Genomic DNA, 25677 nt, shown 5'->3' with positions numbered 1-25677 from the left:
TTCAGCTTACATATTCGGATATCGTGGGCCTCCGCTTCCCTCCGGGCAGATCCATTTTATGTTTTGAGTCGGGTCTTTAATATCGCATGTTTTACAATGCACACAATTTTGTGCATTTATCTGTAGTTTTTTGCCCACACCATCTTGAATATACTCATACACTCCGGCAGGGCAGTATCTTTGTTCCGGACCGTCATATTCAGGTAAGTTTAAATTAGTCGGAACATCTTTATCTTTCAAAGTTAAATGCACAGGCTGGTCTTCTGTGTGGTTGGTGTTAGATAGCTGAACGGATGTCAGGCGGTCAAACGTAACTTTACCGTCAGGTTTCGGATATTCAATTTTCTTGCAGTCTGAAGCCTTTTTTAAGGAGTCATGGTCGGCATGATTCTTTAATGTCCATGGCTCAAGACCTACTAACGCCGTGCTAAGTGCCGAATGTGCCAACCCTTTCCATAAGCCCCATTTGAATGCAGGGCGTATATTGCGTACTTTTTTCAGTTCTGAATATACCCATGATTTTTTCAGGCTATCTGCGTATGATGAAAGGTCGTCAGCTTCTCCTTTTAAGGCTTTTGCGACAGCTTCAGCCGCCAGCATTCCCGATTTCATTGCCGTGTGAGTACCCTTTATTTTAGGAACATTCATAAAGCCTGCCCCACAGCCTATGATAGCTCCTCCTGCGAATACCAAATCAGGAATAGATTGTAATCCCCCCTCGTTTAATGCCCTTGCACCATATGAGATACGTTTGCCGTTTTCTAATATAGGGCGTATCTTCGGGTGGGTTTTAAAACGCTGAAATTCTTCATAAGGACTAAGGTAAGGGTTTTGGTAGTCAAGCCCGACCACAAAACCGATAGCCACCTGATTATCTTCAAGGTGATACATGAATGAGCCGCCATAAGTGTTTTTATCAAGCGGCCACCCTATGGTGTGGGTTATTAATCCTTGTTTATGGACTTCTGTCGGTACTTCCCATAATTCTTTAATGCCCATTCCGTATGTTTGCGGGTCACAATTTTCACGAAGTTTGAATTTATCAAAAAGGTCTTGCGTTAAAGAGCCTCGGCAACCTTCTGCAAATAATGTATATTTTCCTCTCAGCTCCACTCCTTGTTGATAAGAGTCTTTCTTTTCTCCCGATTTTGAAACTCCCATATCTCCTGTTGCTATGCCTACTACTTTATCATTTTCGTATAGTATTTCAGATGCAGCAAAACCGGGATAAATTTCAACTCCCATATCCATCGCCTGCTGTGCCAGCCAACGGCAGAAATTGCCAAGTGATATAATGTAATTGCCATGATTATTCGCCTGTGGTGGAACGGGCAGTCGGAGGCTGCCTTTTTCAGTAAGGAAAAAGAAGTTATCTTCTTTTGCTTTGGTGGTCAGTGGGGCTTGTTTTTCTTTCCAGTTAGGTATCAATTCGTTAAGGGAGCGTGGTTCAATAACCGCTCCCGATAATATATGCGAACCTACTTCCGCACCTTTTTCCACTATAACAATAGTGGAATCAGGGGATTCTTGTTTTAACTTTATTGCAGCCGATAGCCCAGAAGGGCCTGCACCTACAATTACAACATCAAAATCCATTTTTTCACGTGACATACTTTGCCTGCTTTGTTTGAGTGTGTCACTCTGAACTTGTTTCAGAGTCTATGTTTTTTATAGAAGATGCTGAAAAAATTCAGCATGACAATATTTATTATAAGATAAAAATACAAAAATTCCAAATATTTCGGTTGCATAGAAAATTTTTCAAACTACACTAGGTTGTGTGATTTTTCTATGTATGCAACTATGTGGTGTTCTCGTGGGGTATATTTTAAGCATATTCTGTATTTTATTAAGCCCGTTTATACTGCTTTTCGTTGCGATAAAGGTGTTGTTATTTGAGTGTTTGAGCGGCATAAAATCAAGAGGCGACAAGGCTGAATAACATTCTTTATAGCCTTGCATATTCTTAATTTTTTTGTATTATACGTCTTCTTTTATCATATTAAAATTGGCGTTATGAAAAAATATTATCCTGAAGTTAATTCCAACCCTGATTTTCCGAAATTGGAAGAGAACATAATTAAATTATGGAACGAAAATAAGTGTTTTGAGGACTCTGTTGATAACAGAGATGCTAAAAAAGACGGCAAGGATAATGAGTTTATTTTCTATGACGGCCCTCCGTTTGCCAACGGGTTGCCTCACTACGGGCATTTGCTGACAGGGTTTGTAAAAGATATCTTTGCCCGTTATCAGACCGTCAAAGGCAAAAAAGTAGAACGTCGTTTCGGTTGGGATTGCCACGGGTTGCCGGCTGAAATGGGTGCTGAAAAGGAGCTGGGTATTTCAGGTCGTCATAAAATCGTTGAATATGGAATAGATAAATTTAACGAAAAGTGCCGCACATCGGTGATGAAATTCTCAGGCGAGTGGGAGAAATATGTAAATCGTCAGGCTCGTTGGGTTGATTTTGAAAATGACTATAAAACGATGGATACAGGCTATATGGAGTCTGTTTTATGGGCGTTCAAACAGCTTTATGATAAAGGCTTAGTTTATGAATCTATGCGTGTTATGCCGTATTCATGGGCATGCGAAACTCCACTTTCTAACTTTGAAACCAGAATGGATAATTCTTATCGTGAGAGGACGGATAAGGCGATTACGGTTGCGTTCACCTTGAATGAAAAGCCGCAAAATGCCCCGGAAGCTGATGAATATAAAGTGCTGGCATGGACAACTACGCCTTGGACTTTGCCAAGTAATTTAGCTTTAGCAGTAGGCGAGGGGATTGAGTATGCTTGTGTGGTTGTGGAAGAAAATTACTCCCCCCCTGAGGGGGAGTCGGGCAGGGGCGAAGCCGCTGACCGTGGGGGGTATAATCAGGAAGCACTTGATCGGGCGAGAGAGCTTAGAAAAGAATCTACAAAAGAAGAATCTAAACTTTGGAAATATTTAAGCGGAAAACAGCTAGATGGTTTTAGATTCCGCAGGCAACAGCCTATAGATAAATATATTGTCGATTTTTTCTGCCCTGCTGCAAATTTGGTTATTGAGCTAGATGGAAGTCAGCATGCTGAGCAAAAAGAATATGATGAAAAAAGGACTGATTTTTTAAAGTCCAAAGGCTATAGAGTTCTGCGTTTTTGGAATAATGAGGTTAACGAAAATGTTGAAGGGGTTGTTGAGAAAATATTGGATTTCTTGAAAAATGACTCCTCAAAAACCCCCCACGATAAATTACCTTGTAATTTATCAACTCCCCCTCTAGGGGGGAGTAAGAAGGTTTGTTATATATTGGCAAAGAGTTCTGTTGCTAAATATGCAAAAGATTTGTCGACAGATGATGAGCAAGAATTTAAAAGACTTAAAGGCTCCAATCTAGTCGGTCTATCATACAAACCATTATTTCCTTATTTTGATTTGGTAGGAATTGAAAACGCCTTCAAAATAATATCTGCCGATTTTGTAGCAGAAGGTGACGGAACAGGAATAGTTCACCTTGCCCCCGGATTTGGTGAAGATGACTTTGACGCATGTAAAAAAGAAAATATTGCAGGGCTTTCTGACTCTAAAACGCAAGTTATATGCCCTGTTGACCATGCAGGAAGATATACTGAAGAGCTATTTGGAATAATAGATAGAAAAAATATAAATCTTCCGATTTATGATGAAACCGAAGGGGTTATAGTATATTCGCTTGATAATAAACCGGAAGACGCACCCGATGCCGATAAATATTACATACTAACAAGCAAGCATGGTGATGATTGCGTTAATATTGAAGATAAATTTATATGCCTAACAAAAAACTACTCCCCCCCTGAGGGGGAGTTGGGCAGGGGCGAAGCCACTGACCGTGGGGGGTATAGTCAAGATGTGAAAAACTCCCCCCACGAGATTGCTGTGCAATCTCAACTCCCCCTCAAGGGGGGAGTAGCTTCGGCTGAGCTGCAAGGTGAAAAGGTTTGTTATATAATTCCAGAGAACCGGAATGTATTGATCGACTGTAAAGAATATTTAAAAGTAACAGATAACATTTCCTATACCAGAGATGGCAATATAACTTCCGAATACAAAGTCGGAGAATCAACATTAATCGAAATAAACTCGGATTTCCTTGGAAATGATATTTTGAAAAATGCCCTATACCTAAAAGGCTTGAATGTTATTGCCCAAACCGAAGGCAAAGCAGAAGATGAGCCATATAAAGAAAAGCAGTTACAAGATAATGGGCTAGTGAACCTGCGTATTATAAATTACCTGAAACAAAAGGGGCAGTTAATAAAATCTGAGGATTACAAACACAACTATCCGCATTGCTGGAGAACAGATACTCCGCTTATATATAAGGCTGTGCCTAGCTGGTATGTGGAAGTTACTAAGTTTAAAGACCGTATGGTTGAACTTAATCAGCAAATTAATTGGATACCTAATCATATTAAAGACGGGCAGTTCGGTAAGTGGCTGGAAAATGCCCGTGACTGGTCGATTTCACGTAACCGTTTTTGGGGTTCGCCGATACCTATCTGGCGTTCGGATAATCCTAAGAATAAAAAGCTATATGTATTCGGAAGTATCAAAGAGTTGGAGGATTTTTTTGGCAAGCCGGTTGATGATTTGCACAGACCTTTTATTGATACTCTGACCAAGCCTGACCCTGAAGATTCCAATTATACACTTCGCAGAGTCGAAGATGTTTTTGACTGCTGGTTTGAATCAGGTTCAATGCCATATGCACAAGCACATTATCCATTTGAGAATAAAGAATGGTTTGAAAGTCATTTCCCTGCGGATTTTATTGTGGAATATGTGGCACAAACTCGTGGCTGGTTTTATACCCTTATGGTGTTATCTACAGCGTTGTTTGACCGTCCGCCGTTTAAGAATGTAATTTGTCATGGCGTAGTATTGGACGATAAGGGGCAAAAGCTTTCCAAGCGTTTGAATAACTATGCAGACCCTATGGACGTGTTTGATAAGTTTGGCTCTGATGCTATGCGTTGGGTGATGATATCCGCGCCTATTATGCATGGCGGTGAGTTGCTAATCGACAAAGAAGGCAATATGGTTCGTGATGCTGTACGCCTTGTGATGAAACCGATATGGAATAGCTATAGCTTCTTTACATTATACGCCAATGCCGACGGGGTTAAAGCGAGGTTCAAACCGTCGTCTGATAACCTTATGGACAGGTATATATTGGCTAAGTGTAAGAGTGCTGTTACCGATATTGAGGCACAAATGGACGCTTACGATACGCCCAATGCGTGCAAGGCGGTTGAGGATTTCTTTGAGGTGCTGAATAACTGGTATATCAGGCGTAATAAAGAGCGTTTCTGGCGTTCGGAACAAGATAGCGATAAGTTTGAAGCTTATAATACGCTTTATACGGTGCTTAATATAATGTGTCGTGCGATAAGCCCTCTATTGCCTTTGTTGTCTGAAGAGATATGGCAGGGGATAGAAGGCGAGGGAGCAACGTCGGTGCATCTGGCGGATTTCCCCGATATGTCCGATGTTTTAGACGAAGCTCACCTGATGCATGATATGGATAGGGTGCGTGATGCTTGTAATGCCGCTTTGTCTATCCGTGGTGCGGAAAATATTCGTGTAAGGCAGCCTCTTGCAAGCTTAACTATAATAGACCCTGAGCCGCAAAGGCTTGAGGATTACGCCGACCTGATAAAAGATGAGGTTAATGTTAAAGAGGTTAAATTCAGTAGCAATGTTGAAGAATTTGCCGATTTAAGGTTGAAGGTTAATTTCCCTGTGCTGGGAAAAAGGCTTCCTGCCAAAATGAAAGATATAATAGCAGCTACCAAAAAAGGTGAGTGGAAACAGCTTCCTGACGGTAAAATCGAAGCTGTGGGAGAAGTGCTGACAGGTGAGGAGTGTTCACTTGCACTGGAGCCGAGGTCAAAAGGTGGGGCGCAGGCACTTTCTACTAATGATGCATTGGTGCTTTTGGATTTAAATGTTACCAACGAACTGAAAATAGAAGGTGTTGCCAGAGATTTAGTTCGCCTTGTTCAGCAGTCACGTAAAGATGCCGATTTGAATATAACCGACCGTATAAATCTGAATGTTGAAACCGATAATAATAATGTTGTTGAGGCACTAAACGGCTTTAACGGCTATATAGCGGAGCAGACATTGGCTGACTCGGTATCTGCTGCAAAAGCTGATAATTGTAACCACCGTTTTGAACAAAAGATAGATGGTGCTGATGTGGTGATTGGTTTGAGTAGGGTGGCTTAGGTGGCAAAAAAGAACTTAATCAAAAACCTCGTCAGATTTAACGCCCCACAGGTATTTTGATTCTATCCAGCCTTCTTTTTTTTCAACGGCAACCTTGCACCATTGTTTTTTACATTCTTCAAGCTCTGCTACAACTCCGCTTTCGGCAATCGCAACAACTTTGGTATTGTTCATAGGTAGGCGGTAAATCTCCTGTACGCCATGCGTACTGATAACGGCGTTTCGCTTGCCTGTTAAAAGGCTTTCGTGAATCCAGCCGGCTTCCCCTTTTATGTCACGTATTTTCCTCCAGCCCTCAAAGGTAGCGGTAACTTCAACAGGCCAGCTTTCTCTTTGGTAAACCCATTGAATGGGATAACGCACGCTGGGACCTGTACGCACATTTGCTTCTCCTGCTTTGATAGAAGCAAAATAAGGCACTTTTGCGTTAGAATCGGCATGTGCAAATATAGGTGAGAACAAAATTATAAATATAGTTATAAGTCGCATTTTTTATCATTTATTTTATTATTAAAACAACAAGTTATTAAGTGACAAAAGGTCAAAAATTCTATATAAAACAGCATTTGTGCTTACTTAATTAATCAAAAGCAATTTTAATGAATATTTTGAATAATACAATAAGTAGTTTTCCCGATACAAGACTGAGAAGAAATAGAAGCTCTGACTGGTCAAGGAGAATCGTTGCCGAAAATAAAGTTTCGCCGGACGATTTGATATTGCCGTTATTCGTTCAGGAAGGGGATAACAAGAAGACGCAAATTGCGTCTATGCCTTCTGTGGAAAGGCTTTCTATCGACCTGCTGCTTGAAAAGGTAAGTGTTGCATATGAACAAGGGATACCGGCAGTTGCCCTGTTTCCCGTTGTGTCGTTAGAGAAAAAATCAGAAGACGCTAAAGAGGCGTATAATGCAAATAATCTGGTATCTAAGGCGGTATCTGCAATAAAGGATAATTTTTCCGATATAGGTGTTATATGCGATGTGGCACTTGATCCATACACAAGCCACGGTCAGGACGGGCTTGTAACTGGTGGAAAAATATTAAATGATGAAACGGTAGATATTCTTTGCAGGCAAGCTATATCGCTAGCCGAGGCGGGAGCCGATATCGTAGCACCGTCCGACATGATGGACGGAAGGGTAGGGGCTATAAGGCAAGCCCTTGATAACAAAAAATTCAATGATGTTAAGATACTTTCATATGCTGCTAAGTACGCTTCATGTTTTTATGGTCCTTTCAGGGACGCTGTAGGCTCTGCCGCTAATTTAGGCAAGGCTGACAAGAAAACTTATCAGATGGATCCGGCAAACTCAGATGAGGCGTTGCGTGAGGTGCAGCTTGATATTGCAGAAGGGGCTGATATGATAATGGTGAAACCGGGAATGCCGTATCTTGATATAATACGCCGTGTCCGTGATAATTTTAATATACCGGTTCTGGCATATCAGGTAAGCGGTGAATATGCTATGTTAAAAGCCGCATCGCAAAATGGCTGGCTAGATGAAAAGGCGGCTATGTACGAGTCTATTGTGGCATTTAAAAGAGCGGGTGCGTCTTGCGTATTTACATATGCTGCTATAGAAATTGCTGAAAATTTAAGTAAGGGGTAACAATGTTTAATACTTTTAAATATATATTCATACCTGCCATAGCGTTGGTTATAACAATGAAAATATATACTACATGGGTAAAACCTGCGGTAAGTCCTGATATACCCGTTGGCGAAGAAGGTAAAGGCGAGGTTCTTATAGGCGGGTCTTTCTCGCTTACGAATCAGGACGGGGAAACAGTAACCGACAAGGATTTCTTAGGCAAATATATGTTGGTATATTTTGGTTTTACAAACTGCCCTATGATTTGCCCTACGGATATGAACAATATTTCTTTGTCAATTGCCGGAGTAGGTGAGGAAATGGCAGAAAAAATACAGCCGATCTTCATAACGATTGACCCTAAAAGGGATACCGTGGAAAATATAAAGCCGTTTATAGCTAATTTTCACCCTAAATTTCAGGCTTTAACCGGAACTCCTGAACAAATAGCTTCAGTTGCGAATGCTTACAGGGTATATTATAAGGAAGCACAGGCGGAAGATTTGCAGGAATATTTAATGGACCATACCGCCTATATATATTTAATGGGTAAAGACGGTAAATATATAGGTCATTTTAATCATGGTCAGGATATTTCGGAAATAATAAGTGGTTTAAAGAAGTTTATTCAATAAGATAAAATAATGGCAAAATCGGAATTTTTTAAAATTTTTAATGAGCGTGGTTTTTTTCATCAATGTACCGATGAAGATGGGCTGGATAAATTATTATCGACAAAGGGTCAGCGTGTTTATATCGGTTTTGACTGTACGGCAACCAGTTTGCATGTGGGAAGCCTTATCCAGATAATGATATTAAGATGGCTGCAAAAATGCGGTCATAAGCCGATAGTCCTTTTAGGCGGAGGGACTACGAAAGTAGGCGATCCTTCGGGTAAAGATGAAACAAGAAAGTTGCAGACTTCCGATAGTATCCGAAAAAATATGGACGGTATAAAAAGCCTTTTGGGTAAGTTCATAAAATTCGGAGGTGGCGATACAGATGCCATTTTAGTTAATAATGACGATTGGCTTGGCAGTTTAAAATATATAGATTTCCTGCGTGATATCGGCTCGCATTTCTCAGTTAACCGTATGCTTAGTTTTGAAAGCGTGAAAATGCGTCTGGATAGAGAGCAGAATTTAAGCTTCCTTGAATTTAACTACATGATATTGCAGGCATATGACTTTGTTGAGTTATATAATAAACATGGTTGTAGGGTACAAATCGGCGGTTCCGACCAATGGGGTAATATTATAAACGGGATTGACCTGCAAAAGAGGCTGCACCCTAGTGAGGGCGAAGAAAGGAATGTTTACGGGCTTACAACGCCACTTATAACAACTGCGTCAGGTGCAAAGATGGGGAAGACGGCACAAGGTGCGGTGTGGCTGACTGAAGATATGGTATCGCCGTATGATTATTGGCAGTTCTGGCGTAATACCGAAGATAAAGATGTCGGAAGGTTTTTGAGGTTATTTACCGAACTTGATATTGCCGAAATTGAAAAATTAGAGGCTTTAGAAGGTGCTGATATTAATAGTGCAAAAATAGTTCTGGCAAATGAGGCAACAAAGATATGTCATGGCGAGCAGGCTGCTAAAGATTCTGAGGAAACTGCCAGAAAAACCTTCGAGCAAGGCGGCATAGGGGATTCTTTGCCGGTGGTGGAGATAGCTAAAGCAGAGCTGGAAATCGGTATCCCCGCCTTTAAAATATTAATGCAGGCAGGTTTAGCAGACTCGGGAAAAGCCGCAAAAAGATTGATACAAGGCGGCGGTGCAAAAATTAATGATAATAAGATTGAAGACGAGATGATTAATATCGGTCTTGGTTTTATCAATAGTGACGGTGTTATAAAATTATCGTCAGGAAAGAAAAAGCATGCTTTAGTAAAAGCGGTTTAGTTTTACAGGAGAAAGAAAATGAGTCCGAGTATTTGGCAGTTATTATTGGTTGTTATTGTGGTTTTCGTGATATTCGGTGCAGGGAAGTTACCTAAAGTTATGGGTGATCTGGGTAAAGGTGTGCGGAACCTTAAAGACGGTCTTAAAGGGGACGATGAGGAAACGAAAGAATTAGCATCTGAGAAAATCGAAGAAAAAAAAGGGGAGAAAAAGTAATTCTCCCGCTTTTCTCATTCAGTGTGTTTTTTATTACATTGATTTAGCGTAAACTACTCTGGTATCTGCCACCATGTCATGTAACGCTTTCTTTTGATTTGTAAATCCTGCCATGATGTAGCCTATACATAAAGTTAAGGCTGACAGTACGGTTGCCCAAAAACGACCGAATGCCCTTAAGTAAGTAATTTTTGAGCCGTCTGCTCTCATTACTCTTAGACCTAGTATTTTCTTGCCTAAGGTTGCCTGAAGCGATGAGCCTGTGGTTACAGTCATATATAAAATTTGTATAACCGTTCCCAGCCATGATGTGTTAGCAGATGCTTGCCCTGCTTCCATTGAATAATCTGTTACAATTAACTGTATTCCGGTTACAGCTTGGACAGCGTACATAGCAACTCCCAGAATCAGTCCATCAATAATTACAGCTAAGAATCTAATCCAAAAGCCTGCATATTTAACGTTTTCCATGCTAGGCTGACCACTTACCGAACCGCCGTTAGACATGTTTTGTCCCTGCATAGGAGGGTTACCTTGCGGTGCAACTCGTTGCGGTTGTGGAGCTGCTTGTTGTAGCTGTGGAGCGGTTTGTTGAGGTTGTGGCTGTGGCTGTGGCTGAATAGGTTGTTCAGGCGTAGAATGAGGTTTGTTCATGTTGTCTTCTGACATATTCTGTCTCCATACAGGTTATGTGGTTATTCAAAGTAAAGAATATATAGTATAATCAAAATATTAAATAATTCTTAATGTGCAAGCTTATGGATAAGGGAGGTTTTATATAGCTTGGATACTATGGTCAAGCCATAGTATGACAAAAACACTATACTTTAATATATTTTTTATGTAGTAATGGTAAATATATTAATAATTTTGATTTTCAGGGGATAAAGTTATGGAAAATAACGGTACACGTAAAAGGGCATTTACCGATGAGGAGGAAAGAATAATTGATAGCGGTGTAAAAGAGTTATTTAACAGTCCTAAAGTGGATAATAAGGAGTTGTACGAATCATTATCAGGCAAAAAGAAATCAGAAGATATTAAAGTAGAAGGTTCTGCCACACAGGCACTTAAAACACAAAGACAAAATGAAGAGGCAATGGCTAAGTGCGGTTCTGTCGGTTGTGTAATTTCATAATCAGAAATTATATTTGTTGGTGATGGGGTAACGCCTATCCTTACCGAAAGCAAGCATGCTTATTTTAGGACCCGGAGGGGCTTGCCGTCTTTTATATTCGGCAAGTTTTACCAAACCGGCAACTTTTTTTACTACATTTTCAGGGTGACCGTGTTCAATAATCTGCTTTATACTATGGCGTTCTTCAATAAGGCGAACAAGGATATCGTCCAGCACTTTATATGGCGGTAATGAGTCCTCGTCTTTTTGATTAGGTCGAAGTTCTGCCGTAGGCGGCTTGGTGATAATATTTTCAGGAATTACGGTTCCATGCTTATTAAGCCATTTAGCCAAAGCAAAAACATCTGTTTTATATATATCTTTTAGGACATTATAACCGCCGCACATATCGCCGTACAAGGTGGCATAGCCCACTGCCATCTCGGACTTATTACCCGTGGTCAATACCATGTGTCCGAACTTATTGCTAAGTGCCATTAGGATATTGCCCCGAATACGTGATTGCATGTTTTCTTCGGTAACATCGGGGGAGAGTCCCTCAAATGAATCCGCCAGCATTTCATCAAATGCCTTAACCGCTTTTTCGATATCTATGCTTTCGAGTTTTACGCCAAGCAATTTTGAGCATTCTGCTGCATCGGCAAGACTTTCATCTGATGTATATTTGGATGGCATCATAACGAGTCTGACTTTGTTTTTTCCCAAAGCATCGACAGCTACGGCGGCTGAAAGAGCGGAGTCAATTCCACCGGACATTCCGATTATAACCCCAAAGAAGCCGTTTTTTTCAACATAGTCCTTCAATCCCAGCTTTATTGCCTCATATATATTTTGCAAACGGTCAGATTCTATAACTTCATCAGCGTTGCTTTTGCACTGCCATAAGCCGTCACTATTTTTAAACCATTGGGTAATTTCAAGGGATTCTTTCCATCTTGGCTGGCGAAAAGATACTTTTGCTTCTTTGTCTAATATGAACGAGCCGCCTTCGAATACCAGTTCGTCCTGACCGCCATATTGGTTGACATAAATTAAAGGCAGTGAGGTTTGGCGAACGTTTTTTTTAGCGGTTTCCATTCTTGTATTGTGTTTCTTGGCTTCAAAAGGCGATGCGTTTATTGAAACTAAAATCTCCGCCCCTTGCTTTTCCAGATGCTTGCTGACTTTAAACCCCCATAAATCCTCACATATCAAAATACCGAGATTAACCCCTCTAAAATGTAGCGGTTCAGGAAGTGGGGCTGCCCTGAACACCCTTTTTTCGTCAAATACTCCATAATTCGGCAAGTCATACTTAGAGGTAATATGTTCTATTTTGCCGTTATCAAGTAGTGCCGCCGCATTGAAAATATGGTCGTCGCATTCTCGCCATAAACACCCGACTAGCATTGCCGTACCGTTTTTGGTGTATGGAGCAAGTTCTCGCACTATGTCGGTGGACTTATCCTGAAAGCCCTTACGTAAAACTAAATCCTCAGGCGGATAGCCGGTTATAGCCATCTCTGAGAATATTATGATATCAGCACCTTTTGAGTGTGCTTTTTTATGGGCGGCAATTATCTTTTGCTTATTGCCTTCTAAATCTCCGACAATAAAATTTAATTGGGCGGTAGCTATATTTAGTTTCTTAGACATTAGTTATTTCTTCGTCCTTGTTGTCTGATATTTTTACTCTTATTTTGCTACCGCTTACTTGAGTTCCATGCAAGGCTGTTATGGCTGCCGTTGCTTCGGACTCATCTGGCATTTGAACAAATCCGAATCCTTTTGAGCGTCCGGTTTCTTTGTCTGTTACGATATTGCAAGAGTCAACCTTGCCATATTTTACAAACAGCTTTTCCAGTTTTTTTTGTTCAAGGTTTCTGTTGAGGTTTAATACTATTATTTTCATTTTGTCTCCTATGTATTATTAATCTTCATCATAAATATCGCCGAATGCAAGATTATATAATTCCGATAGTTCGTTATCCAGTTTTGCGTTTTGTTCGGTTTCAAGCTTTCGTATAAAAGATATTTTACGGATAATTTTTTTAGGAACAGGTTCATCTAATGCTTTTCCGATATCTTCTATTACAGGAAGCGGAATAAATTCGCCGGCTTCATATTTGGCTATTTGTTGTTCGTTTTTATTTATCATGCGTCCTAACTGATTACGACTCATATCTTTTGCGATACGCAATCGGGCTATGTTCTTGCCTAGTAATGCAGAGGAAGGTCGGATATTTTTTGCACGTTTAGCCATTTTATAATAGCTGCTCCATTTGAGGCAACACATCAAAAAGATCTGCTACCAGACCGTAATCCGCCACTTCAAAAATAGGTGCGTTCTCATCTTTGTTTATAGCTACAATTATTTTGCTGTCCTTCATTCCTGCAAGGTGTTGGATAGCTCCCGATATACCTACTGCAATATATAATTCGGGGGCAACTATCTTGCCTGTTTGTCCTACCTGATAATCATTTGAGATATAACCTGCGTCCACCGCCGCACGTGATGCACCTATTGCACAATCATTTATTTTAGCTGCAACTTTTTCTATCAATATAAAATTATCCTTTGATGCCATGCCGCGTCCGCCTGATATAACAGCCCTTGAGCTTGATAAATCGGGTCCTGTCGAGCCTGAGCCTTCCAGTTTTACAAAGGAAGATAAACCGCTATCACCTTTGGAAGATATTTCCTCAATAGAAGCACTGCCGCCTTGGGAGGCTTTTTCAAATGCGGTTGTCCTAACCGTCAGTATTTTAATGCTGTCGGAGGTTTGTACGGTAGCAATAGCATTGCCTGCATATATAGGACGTTTGAAGGTATCTTCCGATACTACCTCTAAAACATCTGTTATCTGGCATACATCAAGCAATGCCGCAACACGGGGCATAAAGTTCTTACCGAAAGTGTTAGAAGGTGCTAATATATGGCTGTAATTAGGTGCAATTTCTTTTATAAGTGCTGCCAGATTTTCAGCAAGTGCATTTTCGTAAGCCGCATCATCGGCTTTCAGGACTTTTGATACGCCGTTTATTTTAGAAGCTTCTTCAGCCACAGATGAGCAACCGGAACCTGCAACTAAAACTTCCACCGAGCCAAGCTTTGCACCTGCCGTAATCGTATTTAGCGTAGATGCCTTTAAGTTATTATTATCATGTTCTGCTATTACCAGTACGGTCATTATATCACTCCTGCTGCTTTTAATTTTTCGACTAGTTCCTCCGTCGATTCCACCTTGACACCTGCCGTGCGTTTAGCAGGCTCTTCAACTTTTATGGTTTTTATACGTGGGGTAATATCAACACCGTAATCCTCAGGGGTTTTCGTATCCATCGGCTTGCTGCGTGCCTTCATGATATTGGGCAGGGCAGGGTAGCGAGGCTCGTTAAGTCGAAGGTCGGCAGTAATAACCGCAGGTAAATTCACTTTTATAGTCTCGCTTCCGGCATCTACTTCACGGGATACTTCGGCAGAATCGCCGTTAATTGTAATTTTAGAAGCAAAAGTTGCTTGTGGGCAGTTAAGCAGGGCTGCCAGCATTTGACCTGTTTGGTTGTAGTCATCGTCAATAGCCTGTTTACCCATAATAACAAGACCGATTCCTTCCTGTTCAACTATAGCTTTTAGGGTTTTTGCTACGCCAAGGGGCTGGGTTTCAACGTCTGTTTTTACCAATATTCCTCTGTCTGCCCCCATTGCCATAGCCGTCCTTATGACCTCTTCGCATTTTGCGTTGCCTATTGATACGACTATAACCTCGTCAGCTTTGCCGGTTTCTTTTAGCCTTATCGCCTCCTCGGCTGCAATTTCGTCAAAGGGGTTCATCGACATTTTTACGTTTGCCGTCTCTACCGCAGAATTGTCCGATTTAACTCTGACTTTTACGTTGTAATCAACTACACGTTTTACGGGTACTAGTATTTTCATTGTTACTCCTGTTAGCGTTTAGCAGCTAATTATACTACTACAATGCCGGATAATTTATAGTATTTTTTGATTATTTTGCGAATAAATATAGACCGCCTAACAGAAGAACGGCAAATAGCTGTAACGCAACACGGGCGACCATTAGTTTATTGCCGTGTTTTTTGTTGAATTCCCCGCCTTTTGCCATAACCAAAACTCCTGCTACTAAAACCAGCAGGGTCATGCATGTTAGAACGGTAAATAATATTAAAGATGATTCCATGACCACAAAATATAACAATTTTATTGAAATAGCAATAAAAAACCCCCAAGCGTAGCAAGGGGGCAAAAGGAGAAATTATATATAAAAGCAAATTAGTTAGCTTTAGGGTTAGGCATTTTTTTCTCAACAAAAAGAACGTGCATTCCCGGTTTGTTATCATTAGCAGAATTGCCCTTATCGTCTTTTACGGCTTTAGGGTCGTACTTTTTGAAAGATAATTTTTCAGGTTGCTTCTTAGGGTTTCTTTTTTTAACGAAGAATGTGCCTGTAGGCTTGCCGTTCTTATTAATACCCGTGCTAGTTAATTTTACTAATATCGTATTTTTCTTAGCCATTTTCTTATATCCATTTGGTAATAATCCGAGCAAGGCAAAATAAAGACTTTTACATAAATGTCAATAGTAATATTAACGCTTGCAATTTTTAACCTAAAACTTTAGTTTTTAGCCCTATTTTCGTCGTCGGTCGAGGAGTTTTTATGATTAAACCATTAAGAAAAGCGGTTTTTCCTGTCGGGGGGCTGGGGACGAGATTCCTGCCTGCAACAAAAGCTATCCCTAAGGAAATGCTGCCTGTTGCGGCAAAGCCGCTTATACAATATGCTTTCGAAGAAGCAGTAGAGGCGGGTATTGAAGAATTCATATTCATCACAGGACGCAATAAAAGTGCTATAAACAACCACTTTGACCACGCTTTTGAACTGCAATCTATTTTAAATAGAGATGAAAAGAAAAAAACTCTGTCTGTCGTTAAAGACTGGATACCCAAATCGGGTCAGATAGCTTTCATTCCGCAAAAAGAGGCAAAAGGGCTTGGTCATGCCGTATGGTGTGCCAGAAATTTTATAGGAGATGAGCCGTTTGCCGTATTACTTGCCGATGAGATGGTGTTAAATAAACAAAAGGGGCTGCTTGCCCAAATGGTGGAAGTCTATAACGAAGTCGGCGGTAACATTATAGCGGTTGGCGAAGTACCTAATGAAGATACAAGGAAATACGGTATTTTAGACCCCGTAAATCCTGATGAAAAAGGAAATGTCATAAAAGTAAAAGGCATGGTGGAAAAACCTGAGCCTGAAGACGCTCCGTCTAATTTATCAATATCGGGCAGATATATACTTGAGCCTAAAATATTTGAGTATCTGGCAAAGGGCAGGGAAGCTAAAGACGGCGAGATACAGCTTACCGATTCTATGCAGGAAATGCTCAGTGATGCAGATTTTTACGGCTATAAGTTTGAAGGAAAGCGTTTTGACTGCGGTAACAGGCTGGGATTTTTAGAGGCTAACATAGCTTATGCAATGGAAGATGAAAGTATGAAAGACCGTGTTGAATCAATGTTGAAAAAATTCGCTTAGAGGAAAGAATGAAAGTAGTTGTTATCGGAACGGGATATGTAGGGCTTGTGTCGGGTGCTTGCTTTGCCGATATGGGGCATAATGTAGTTTGTGTTGATAAAGATGAGAATAAAATACAAAAGCTGCTAAGGGGCGAGATTCCTATATATGAACCGGGATTAGATGAAATAGTAAAAAGAAACTCACAAAACGGCAGACTTAATTTCTCCAAAGTGCTATCTGACGTTATACATGATGCACAGGTTGTGTTGTTGGCAGTTGGAACTCCGACAGATGCAAGTACGGGGCGTGCCGATCTGCAATATGTATTTGCCGCAGCACAGGAAGTTGCCGATAATCTAAGCAGTCAGGCGGTTATCGTTACTAAATCGACTGTTCCTGTGGGTACGGGAGCAAAAGTTTTGCAGATATTGAAAAGTAAATGCGAAGGTTTGTTGTGTGATGTCGCCTCTAACCCTGAATTTTTGAGGGAAGGGGCTGCAATCGAGGATTTTATGAAGCCCGATAGGATAGTTGTCGGGTGTGAAACTGAGTTTAGTCAAAATGTAATGAGTGAGCTTTATAAGCCGCTGATTGATAAAGGTACTCCGATTTTATTTACTAATATTCCGACTGCCGAGCTTATAAAATATGCATCAAACGCATTTTTGGCTACAAAAATTGCTTTTGCCAATGAAATATCGGATATATGCGAAGGAGTGGGAGCTAATGTCGACCTTGTAATAAAGGGTATGGGAATGGATAACCGTATCGGCGGTAAGTATATGCAGCCCGGTCCCGGATATGGCGGCTCATGCTTTCCCAAAGACACTATGGCATTGACGCATATAGCAACCGACGCAGGCTTTCCGACCAAAATAGTAGAATCGGTAATTAATTCAAATGACGACCGCAGAAAACGCATGGTAAGTAAAATAGTCTCTGCCGCAGGTGGTAGTGTTGCAGGTTTGGATATCGGTATATTAGGGCTTACCTTTAAAGCCAATACCGATGATATGCGTTATAGCCCGAGTACGGTTATAATATCACAGCTACTTGCCAAAGGTGCTAATATTTCGGTTTATGACCCCGAAGGCATGAATGAAGCCAAAAAGGAACTGACACAGGAAAGTATAATCTGGTGTAAAACAGCCCGAAAAGCGATAATGGATTCTGATATTGTTGTTATAATTACCGAATGGGACGAGTTCAAGAACCTTGATATAAGTGAAGTTAAAAAATTGATGAAAGGTAATATTGTTGTTGATTTGAGGAATATACTTGATGCTAAGGCTGTTGAGCAGGAGGGCTTGAGGTACATCTGCCTTGGGAAGTAAGCTAAGTGTTACAAAGTCTATCTGTAATAAACACTGCCGGAATTACGATTTTTTTATTTTCTTATGTTTTTTTAACTAAATGTTAACTTTTTGAGGTAATAATACAATTATTGGTTAGAACTCTGAACGCAAGGGGTAAAAAAGCCAAAAAGCAAAGTCAGGTAGACTATTAAGCTATAAAAATAAAAAGTCCCACCCCAAGTAGAGGTGGGTTTGTTGTTTTAAACGTTTATATTTTTAACGTTTATATATCTAACGACTGAGACCTTCTTTTTTTTCTAATAAATTTTCTTCGTTTAACATTCTATTGAATTTACGCCTAAGATCTTTTTCTTCGTGTATTATTGGGTAAAAACCACTGACGTCTTTTAATCCTTCTGTTTTAAAGAGTATTTCTGCAACCGGAATTACATTCTTCTTCTTTTCTTCGTCGGTTGAGTTTGAGTTTGGGTTGATGTTTTTTCTGGCGTTTTCAAAAATTTTCATTATATGATCATCATACGTATCACTTAAGCCTTCCGGATTTTTATTTTCAACTGCTAAGTTGTAGAAGATTTTTGGATCTTTATATACAGACTCAATAGCATTTTTGAAAGATTTATTATAATTTGTAATGTCTTCTTCTAATATTGTAGTGCCTTCAGACCATGGTTTATTAGAGCGTGCATTGAGTAAGCGTGAAAGATTAGATGTTCCTGCTTTTTTTAATAACTGTGATGTTCTATACATAAATAATAATCTCCTTTTAAAAATTGTAATATTTAAATTTTATCACTTAATTTGGTTGAATTGTCAATGTGGCAAAGGTTAATATTTTTTACTTTTTTTTACTTTAAAGTAAGCCTCTGAAAGTTTAAATCACATATTTATTTGACTGAAAAGCATAAGAAGTTATAGTCCTTATAAAAAAATGGATTTTATAAATGACTAATTATGTTCACAAAGGCGATTTGCCGGATGGTATTGTTTTTAATCAATCGGTTGCGGTTGATACTGAAACTTTGGGATTAAATAATCTGCGGGATAAGCTTTGTGTTGTTCAGCTATCGGCAGGTGATGGCAACGCACATCTGGTGCAGATGGATAGGGAAGGTTATCAAGCACCTAACCTGAAAAAACTATTTGAAGACGACTCGGTCACTAAAATATTCCACTTCGCAAGATTTGATGTAGCGGTTATAAAGCATTATTTGGGCGTTGATACAAATAATATATACTGCACTAAAATAGCCTCCAAGTTATGCAGGACTTATACCGATAGTCACGGGCTAAAGGATTTATGTCAGGAATTGCTGGATAAGAAGATATCAAAACAACAACAATCCTCGGATTGGGCAGCCGAAGAGCTTTCTAAAGAACAGATACAATATGCAGCATCTGACGTGCTTTTCTTGCATGATTTGATGGAAAAGCTTGATTTTATGCTTAAAAGAGATGGTCGCATGGAATTGGCTCAAAAATGTTTTGATTTTATTCAGACTAGAGCCGAGCTTGACCTTGTCGGTTGGGCTGAGCAAGATATTTTTGCACATAAATAATTTTATTTATTCTGAGCCGAGGCTTTTTTGATATTTTCCGGATAAAGAACTAACTTAACATTTCCGTCCAAAACGACTCTTTGTCCTTTGTCGTATAGTCTTACACTATTTGCTTCTACCGTGCCGGCGGGACCTTTTCCGGTAACCTTACTTTCACTATATGCCATATGCTTATCCATATCGATAAATATGTTACTCAAGTAAAACTCGTAACCGTCATTGGTAAATAGGTACACCGAGTCGCTTAGTTCCAGAAGTTCTTCCTTGTGCTTTAATACGCCCTTATTTGCGTTAAGCAAGACCCATCTGCCGTCACGTAGTTCAACAGAGGCATTTATCGTATCTAGTATAAGTACTTCGTCCTTGATTTTTGTAGCTGTTTTTGCGGAGACGTTATAAGTTTGGTTGTCCTTGTCCACCCCTTGAAAACGCGGATTTATCATTTTGGGCGGTTTACCTTCACTTCCTGCTTCTATGTTTGAAAAAGTGATTCTGTAATTATCATGCGCGGGGTTCAATAACGGCTGCAAAATAAGTGTAAACATCAATATTAAAGCTATTGCAGATAAAATAAACTTTGTAGCAAATACAACCCTTGTATAACCGATAACAGGCTCAAGAAGCATATTTATAAGCTTTTTTAGGGCTTTTATCAGATTGTTTATTTTACTTTTGAGCATCTGGTCAATTTGAATTAATTTGTACCGATTCTATGCAAAATACTATTATTTGCAAGGAAAATAGCCACGTCCTAGTTTGCTTTACATTAAGATTTTAATGGAGTATAATAAAATTATGAATATTCTTCAGAATATAATATCATTTTTAAAACCAATTATATAAGAAAAGGGAGGTCTTGTTATGCAGATAACCGTATCTGGTAAACACCTAGAAATTGGTACTGCTTTGCAGGAATATGTAATAGCAGAGCTTGAGGCAGTAGTAACTAAATATTTTGAACACGCAATTAGTGCAGATGTTGTATTTACAAAGGAAAGACACCTGTTTAAAGCGGATATTCTCGTAAACGAAGGTACGGGAAATAGTACGCTTATGAAAGGCAGTGCGGAAGATGATGAAGTATACACGGCATTTGACCTGTGTTCTGCAAAAGTTGAAAAGCAACTAAGGAGATATAAAGGCAGAATTAAGAATCATCACAAAACCAGAATTGACAAGGATAATGTCGAATTTATCACAGGGACTAAATATATATTGTCATCTGAGGTTGACGCAAAAGATAGTGAGTTGGAGGACTATAACGATGCTCCTTTGATAATCGCTGAAAAGCCGACTGAAATAGAGACTTTAACCGTAAGTGATGCGGTTATGAGAATGGATTTGGGGCAGTTACCTGCCTTGATGTTCATAAACAAAAAGACAGGCTCTGTTAATGTGGTTTATCGCCGTGAAGACGGTAATATCTCATGGATAGACTCCGCAAGGGTGGCAAAAGAAGCTGCCGCATAAACTATAAATTACTTAAAAACTAAAAAGCCCTCTTATTGAGGGTTTTTTTATCAATTTTGGCTATTTACAATACTAATTATTGTACGATTGTCCTATTTCAGCTATTATCCTAAATCTAACAAATAAATAATGATATAGTATGTGTGGAATAATAGGTATCATCAGTGATTCGGATGTCGTAAGCAGACTGATAGAAGGTCTTAAACGGCTGGAATACAGGGGGTATGATTCTGCGGGAATCGCTGTTAAGTCCAATTTAGGTGATATGTCGATATCAAGGTCACGGGCTAAAGGAAAGATAATAAATCTTGAAAGAGCCGTGGAAGAAGAAAAACCGCAAGGGTGTATAGGTATCGGACACACAAGGTGGGCTACGCACGGTTCACCCACATTAATAAATGCTCACCCGCATATATCGGAGAATATTGCGGTAGTCCATAACGGCATTATTGAGAATTTCCTTGAAATCCGTAGCGAGCTTGAAAAAGAAGGTGTAAAATTCGTAACCCAAACCGACACGGAAGTTATTCCTAACCTATTGCAGAAATTTATAAAGCAAGGTAAATCCCCCAAAAATGCCATGCTTGAGGCTGTAAAGATACTAAAAGGTGCGTTTGCGATAGGTGCTATATTCTCAGGTGAAGATGATGTTCTTTTGATAGCCAAACAGGGTTCGCCATTAGCTATAGGCTATGGAAAAGAGGAAATGTATATAGCATCGGACGCACTTGCCCTGTCACATATGACAAAAAACATATCATATCTGGAAGACGGTGATATCGGCGTTTTAACAAAAAATGATGCAAAGCTCTATGATTTTTCAGGAAAAGAAATTGAGCGTGCGATAATTGAGGTGAAAGCCGAAGATGTAATGGTTGCAAAAGAAAATTATGCTCATTATATGCTAAAGGAAATTTATGAGCAACCTACCGTAATAGCCAATAACCTGAAAAGCTGCTATCACCCTGTAACGGGTAAGGTTGAGTTGCCGCAATTGCCTTTTAAGCTAAAAAATATTACCGCTATAAATATTGTTGCCTGCGGCACATCTTTTTATGCCGGAATGACTGCAAAATACTGGATTGAACAAATAGCACAAGTGCCGGTAAATGTAGATATAGCTTCAGAGTTCAGATACCGCAAGCCGATATTGCAGAAAAACGGGCTGACGATTGTTATATCGCAGTCAGGAGAAACGGCAGATACGTTGGCGGCAATGAGATATGCAAAGCAAAAAGGTCAGCATACACTTGCTATAGTTAACGTAAGAACCAGTACTATGGCAAGAGAGGCTGACGCTATTTTAGAAACCCATGCCGGACCTGAAATAGGGGTTGCATCTACAAAAGCCTTTACAGCCCAGCTTATGACTCTGGCTTGTTTTACCCTTGCATTGGCAGTAAGCAAAAAAAGCATATCCAATATAGAAGAAGCCGAGCTATCACACTCTCTTTCGGAAATGTCATCACGTATGGTGGATATCTTCCATCATGATGAAATGATAGAAAAATTATCAAGGGATTTGGTTAATGCTTCTCATATTATTTATATAGGTCGAGGGCTTACTTATCCTCTCGCCTTAGAGGGTGCGTTAAAATTAAAGGAGATAACCTATATACCTGCCGAGGCAAATGCCGCAGGAGAGTTAAAACATGGTCCTATAGCCCTGATTGACGATAATATCCCTATTATTGCGATTGCTCCGTCAGATGAGCTATTTGAAAAAACGGCAGGAAATATAAATGAGGTTGTAGCAAGGGGAGGGAAGGTAATATTACTTTCCGATAAAAAAGGTATATCGCAACTAGAAGATATCGTCCACACCGTGATAGAACTGCCGGAAGCCGACCCGTTTGCCGCTCCCATACTATATGCAATCCCTATACAGCTTATAGCGTATTATGTAGCTATCGCCAAAGGGACTAATGTTGACCAGCCCAGAAACCTTGCAAAATCCGTAACGGTTGAATAGACTTGTTGATTGGAGTTGTTATTCTAGGAGCTGTTTCTCTTTCTTGTATCGGGCTTGTTGTTCGCCATATTTATAAGATGATCTGCCATCTTTTTAACTGCCTGCTTGCGTTTTTCAAGGTCGGCATATTTTTCAAACCACATATCCTCAGGTGATATATCGATAGAAAGCTTCATTATTGACGCAATAAACAATTGAAGCCTTTTTTCGCTCACAGGTTCCGTCTTTAATGCTTCTTTAATAGCATCGCCCATTTTGGAAAGATCCTGACAGTGAACAAGACCTTCGCCTAATTTTAAATAATATACGTTACCTATTACCAGCGGTGCTTTTCCAAAGATGAAAGACTCCCAGCCTGCTGTTCCTGTAATAGTACAGACAAGTTTTGCATTATTCATTATCTCAAAATTGTTCATAAACGGGTTGACTAAACGTACGTCAGGCATGTCGGCTATCCTTTTGTAGAAGCCTTTTGGGCGGTGACCTAAGCAAGGGATATGTTCTTTTACTATCAGACGCATTCCGGCAGGCATTGTTTTTGCAATTGATTCAATAACAGCCATCTGGTCGGTAAACATATCAGCCAGAACCATTGTGGATGCTTCCGGGTCAACATGAAGGGGGAAATATATATATTCCCTATCACCTACGTCATTATGAAAGTGCCTGATATTATTGTTCAATGCATTTCTCATATAACGGAAGTAGCGTAAGTTTTTTATAAGGATGTCGTAGCCGTTGCGTTGCCTTATAACACCCTTTGTACCTTTCAGACCTAGTTCTATTGCTCCCCAGCGAATTATATCTGTAGCTATTGTTTTTAATATGCCGGTGTATGAGTTGTTTTTCTTCAACTCTTTTATCCAAGAAACCGTGTCTTGAGGCGCTATCGGTTTTTCCCTGAAGTCTTTTATAAATTCTTTTGCCTCGTCCATCTTGTCTGCTACAAGGGACGGGTCATTAAGTGCATTGTCAAACAGGTCGGTAGCAGGACGCAAAGACCAGTAGTTGTTATCGTCCATTATACAACAATGTTTTACTCTGGCTATAACAGGTTGTGTAAACGGAATTTTGAAATAATGTGCTACCTCTCCCATTGCAAAGGCGACTGCACCTGCAACGCAATATGCAAAAACCGCATCAGGTCTGTGATTCTCATATTCATTGAATAGATAGTCTAAAAGACCTACAACATACCTCCAATGGGCATCATCATTTTTTTTAATACATTTAATGAGATCGGTACGCTCAACTATTCCGCCACTTACAAATCCGACCCCTAACTCCCTATCAGCGGTAATTATACGCCTTAAAATTTTAGTACCCAATTTTTGTTCATAGTCTTTTAGCTTTTTTATATCAAGCGGGGTTTCAAGCCATTTTTTTTCAAGACCGCTTAACCAGTCATAATTGGTAAATTTAGGGTTATCAATTTTATCAAGTTCTTCTATAAGATTTGAACGTGCCGCTACTATCGCTCTGAATTCGGTTCCCTGATACTTTGATTCTATCTCTTTGGCTATACTAACGGTTTGTTCAAAAAACGTCTGCCCAAGAAAGAAAAATATTCTCATTATATGGAAATCCTATATCAATGACTGAAAAACAAGTTTCGGAAACTAAATGATTATCGTATTAAATTCAATCTGTTTTTGATTTTGCGGCTAGTAGTAATTATTGACCGACTTGTTCATTTGAACCGTTATTTAAAATGTGATTGTTAATCCAACTCTGCATTCCGTGCATGTCTGCCGAATATATAAAGGCAATAAACGCAGCAGCTAATATAACGGCGACTATTTTTGATACGATAAAGAAAGCTATCGAACGTAACAGGGTTATACCGTATAATGAGCGGTAAATAGTAGATATCTCAACTATCGTATAAAACCCCAACAATATCAATTCGCCGGTTAGTTCGTCATCTACGGTTTTTAATAATATAACAGATAGTGTCTTTACCAAAACCAACGGTATAACAAATATAAAAACGCATTGCATTATTGTTACTTGGCTTATGCCTGCGATGCGTCCGGAAATTTTTAATATTATGCAATAAACTACAAAAAAAACGCAGAAAGCTACCGTAAGTGCTACATATAACATAGTTTACTACTTAAATTAAATTATCATACTGATAAATTATACACTTTTTTTGCCAATAATTCAAAAGTTTATTGTTTTTGATGCAAAAAAAAGCCCCACTTAAAACAAGCAGGGCTTTTTTAGCAATTTTGAAAAGTTTACATATCTTAAATTATGATATTTTTTAATTTACTTTTGTAGCATCTTCTGATTGAGCATTGTTGTTTATTTTTACTTTAAAGGCCGTTATGCCTTTTTGCTCACCCATTGCATCTTTTCCGACATGTCCGTGTACTTCAACATTATCCCCTTCGTTGAAAGTGATTTCACTTGGTGTTTGTACGCTTATAGTATCGCCCGATTCGTCACGGAGGGTAAAGTCTTTTTTACTTTCGACGCTTTCAACCTTACCGTTAATGGCTATCTGCCCTTCATCAGGTAAATTGCCTATACGTTGTTTTATATCTGCCATAGCGATTGAAGACGCTAATATTAGACCGGTTGATGCAAGTAATATATTCTTTTTTAGAAACATAAAATTATCCTCTTATTTTATTGGTTATTATGAAAAGCTTTGTTAGCATTTATGCGTTAAAAATATTAAATCCGTAGTCAATAGTCGATATGACAGATGATTTAAAAAG

At 39.5% G+C, this 25677-nt stretch carries 26 protein-coding genes; 11 read left to right on the top strand and 15 right to left on the bottom strand.

What is annotated here, in order from left to right:
* Positions 1–6 precede the first annotated feature (6 nt).
* Positions 7–1611 (bottom strand): electron transfer flavoprotein-ubiquinone oxidoreductase, encoded by a 1605-nt coding sequence (locus O2942_10415; GenBank protein MDA0782662.1) that lies wholly within the window; start codon positions 1609–1611, stop codon positions 7–9.
* A gap of 405 nt (positions 1612–2016) precedes the next feature.
* Between O2942_10415 and O2942_10410 the strand changes: the two genes are divergently transcribed.
* The gene (locus O2942_10410) at positions 2017–6261 is read left to right on the top strand and encodes a class I tRNA ligase family protein (protein MDA0782661.1); all 4245 of its coding nucleotides are present in this window, start codon (positions 2017–2019) and stop codon (positions 6259–6261) included.
* A gap of 15 nt (positions 6262–6276) precedes the next feature.
* Here the strand turns inward: O2942_10410 and O2942_10405 are convergent, their stop codons facing one another.
* Positions 6277–6750 (bottom strand): SH3 domain-containing protein, encoded by a 474-nt coding sequence (locus tag O2942_10405; GenBank protein MDA0782660.1) that lies wholly within the window; start codon positions 6748–6750, stop codon positions 6277–6279.
* Between the two features lie 110 nt (positions 6751–6860).
* Between O2942_10405 and hemB the strand changes: the two genes are divergently transcribed.
* Genes hemB through tatA form a run of 4 tightly spaced genes read left to right on the top strand, consistent with a single transcriptional unit; the run spans position 6861 to position 9979 of the window.
* Positions 6861–7874, top strand: a complete 1014-nt coding sequence (hemB, locus tag O2942_10400) for a porphobilinogen synthase (GenBank protein ID MDA0782659.1) — start codon at positions 6861–6863, stop codon at positions 7872–7874.
* A gap of 2 nt (positions 7875–7876) precedes the next feature.
* Positions 7877–8491, top strand: a complete 615-nt coding sequence (locus O2942_10395) for an SCO family protein (GenBank protein ID MDA0782658.1) — start codon at positions 7877–7879, stop codon at positions 8489–8491.
* Between the two features lie 9 nt (positions 8492–8500).
* Positions 8501–9763 carry a tyrosine--tRNA ligase gene (gene tyrS, locus O2942_10390; protein ID MDA0782657.1) on the top strand — a complete coding sequence of 421 codons (1263 nt, stop codon included), beginning with the start codon at positions 8501–8503 and terminating at the stop codon, positions 9761–9763.
* Positions 9764–9781: 18 nt separating this feature from the next.
* Positions 9782–9979 carry a twin-arginine translocase TatA/TatE family subunit gene (gene tatA, locus O2942_10385; GenBank protein MDA0782656.1) on the top strand — a complete coding sequence of 66 codons (198 nt, stop codon included), beginning with the start codon at positions 9782–9784 and terminating at the stop codon, positions 9977–9979.
* A 33-nt stretch (positions 9980–10012) separates the two neighbouring features.
* Here the strand turns inward: tatA and O2942_10380 are convergent, their stop codons facing one another.
* A complete protein-coding gene (locus tag O2942_10380; GenBank protein MDA0782655.1) occupies positions 10013–10648 on the bottom strand; it encodes an RDD family protein in 636 nt (211 codons plus the stop codon).
* A gap of 223 nt (positions 10649–10871) precedes the next feature.
* Here O2942_10380 and O2942_10375 point away from each other — a divergent pair, with 223 nt between their 5' ends.
* Positions 10872–11117 (top strand): hypothetical protein, encoded by a 246-nt coding sequence (locus O2942_10375; protein ID MDA0782654.1) that lies wholly within the window; start codon positions 10872–10874, stop codon positions 11115–11117.
* Here the strand turns inward: O2942_10375 and O2942_10370 are convergent, their stop codons facing one another.
* The 7 genes from O2942_10370 to rpmG all read right to left on the bottom strand — a co-directional run bounded on the left by O2942_10370 (position 11118) and on the right by rpmG (position 15630).
* Positions 11118–12752 carry an NAD+ synthase gene (locus O2942_10370; GenBank protein ID MDA0782653.1) on the bottom strand — a complete coding sequence of 545 codons (1635 nt, stop codon included), beginning with the start codon at positions 12750–12752 and terminating at the stop codon, positions 11118–11120.
* Positions 12745–13008, bottom strand: a complete 264-nt coding sequence (locus O2942_10365) for an RNA-binding protein (protein MDA0782652.1) — start codon at positions 13006–13008, stop codon at positions 12745–12747. The genes O2942_10370 and O2942_10365 overlap by 8 nt, the downstream gene beginning before the upstream one ends.
* 18 nt (positions 13009–13026) lie before the next feature.
* Entirely contained in the window at positions 13027–13359 is a 333-nt protein-coding gene (locus tag O2942_10360; GenBank protein ID MDA0782651.1) for a helix-turn-helix transcriptional regulator, read from the bottom strand.
* 1 nt (position 13360) lies between these two features.
* A complete protein-coding gene (locus O2942_10355; protein MDA0782650.1) occupies positions 13361–14287 on the bottom strand; it encodes an FAD-binding protein in 927 nt (308 codons plus the stop codon).
* Positions 14287–15033: an electron transfer flavoprotein subunit beta/FixA family protein gene (locus tag O2942_10350; GenBank protein ID MDA0782649.1), complete on the bottom strand. Its 747-nt coding sequence runs from the start codon at positions 15031–15033 to the stop codon at positions 14287–14289. Before O2942_10350 ends, O2942_10355 begins: the two co-directional genes overlap by 1 nt.
* 70 nt (positions 15034–15103) lie before the next feature.
* On the bottom strand, positions 15104–15295 hold the full coding sequence (locus tag O2942_10345) for an HIG1 domain-containing protein (protein MDA0782648.1): 192 nt from the start codon (positions 15293–15295) through the stop codon (positions 15104–15106).
* 92 nt (positions 15296–15387) lie between these two features.
* On the bottom strand, positions 15388–15630 hold the full coding sequence (rpmG, locus tag O2942_10340; GenBank protein MDA0782647.1) for a 50S ribosomal protein L33: 243 nt from the start codon (positions 15628–15630) through the stop codon (positions 15388–15390).
* 143 nt (positions 15631–15773) lie between these two features.
* Here rpmG and galU point away from each other — a divergent pair, with 143 nt between their 5' ends.
* Positions 15774–16652, top strand: coding sequence for a UTP--glucose-1-phosphate uridylyltransferase GalU (gene galU / locus O2942_10335; protein ID MDA0782646.1), 879 nt, complete (start codon positions 15774–15776; stop codon positions 16650–16652).
* 8 nt (positions 16653–16660) lie between these two features.
* Positions 16661–17968, top strand: a complete 1308-nt coding sequence (locus O2942_10330; protein ID MDA0782645.1) for a UDP-glucose/GDP-mannose dehydrogenase family protein — start codon at positions 16661–16663, stop codon at positions 17966–17968.
* Between the two features lie 252 nt (positions 17969–18220).
* Here the strand turns inward: O2942_10330 and O2942_10325 are convergent, their stop codons facing one another.
* Positions 18221–18697, bottom strand: a complete 477-nt coding sequence (locus tag O2942_10325) for a hypothetical protein (GenBank protein ID MDA0782644.1) — start codon at positions 18695–18697, stop codon at positions 18221–18223.
* A 194-nt stretch (positions 18698–18891) separates the two neighbouring features.
* Between O2942_10325 and O2942_10320 the strand changes: the two genes are divergently transcribed.
* Complete coding sequence (locus O2942_10320) at positions 18892–19506, top strand: ribonuclease H-like domain-containing protein (GenBank protein ID MDA0782643.1); 615 nt, start codon at positions 18892–18894, stop codon at positions 19504–19506.
* Between the two features lie 2 nt (positions 19507–19508).
* On the opposite strand, the gene lptC is transcribed toward O2942_10320, so the two are convergent.
* The gene (gene lptC, locus O2942_10315; GenBank protein MDA0782642.1) at positions 19509–20186 is read right to left on the bottom strand and encodes an LPS export ABC transporter periplasmic protein LptC; all 678 of its coding nucleotides are present in this window, start codon (positions 20184–20186) and stop codon (positions 19509–19511) included.
* 181 nt (positions 20187–20367) lie between these two features.
* On the opposite strand from lptC, the gene raiA reads away from it, so the two are divergent.
* Both raiA and glmS read left to right on the top strand, forming a co-directional pair.
* Entirely contained in the window at positions 20368–20976 is a 609-nt protein-coding gene (gene raiA, locus O2942_10310) for a ribosome-associated translation inhibitor RaiA (protein MDA0782641.1), read from the top strand.
* A gap of 139 nt (positions 20977–21115) precedes the next feature.
* A complete protein-coding gene (gene glmS / locus O2942_10305; GenBank protein ID MDA0782640.1) occupies positions 21116–22948 on the top strand; it encodes a glutamine--fructose-6-phosphate transaminase (isomerizing) in 1833 nt (610 codons plus the stop codon).
* 23 nt (positions 22949–22971) lie between these two features.
* On the opposite strand, the gene O2942_10300 is transcribed toward glmS, so the two are convergent.
* From O2942_10300 to O2942_10290, 3 genes are all read right to left on the bottom strand, one after another.
* Positions 22972–24522, bottom strand: coding sequence for a hypothetical protein (locus O2942_10300; GenBank protein MDA0782639.1), 1551 nt, complete (start codon positions 24520–24522; stop codon positions 22972–22974).
* Between the two features lie 100 nt (positions 24523–24622).
* On the bottom strand, positions 24623–25054 hold the full coding sequence (locus O2942_10295) for a hypothetical protein (protein ID MDA0782638.1): 432 nt from the start codon (positions 25052–25054) through the stop codon (positions 24623–24625).
* 163 nt (positions 25055–25217) lie between these two features.
* Positions 25218–25568 carry a hypothetical protein gene (locus O2942_10290; protein ID MDA0782637.1) on the bottom strand — a complete coding sequence of 117 codons (351 nt, stop codon included), beginning with the start codon at positions 25566–25568 and terminating at the stop codon, positions 25218–25220.
* Between the last annotated feature and the right edge of the window lie 109 nt (positions 25569–25677).

This window comes from Pseudomonadota bacterium, from assembly GCA_027620075.1.
Taxonomy (GTDB): domain Bacteria; phylum Pseudomonadota; class Alphaproteobacteria; order Rickettsiales; family UBA6187; genus 1-14-0-20-39-49.
This window is presented reverse-complemented; position numbering and strand designations above follow the sequence as displayed.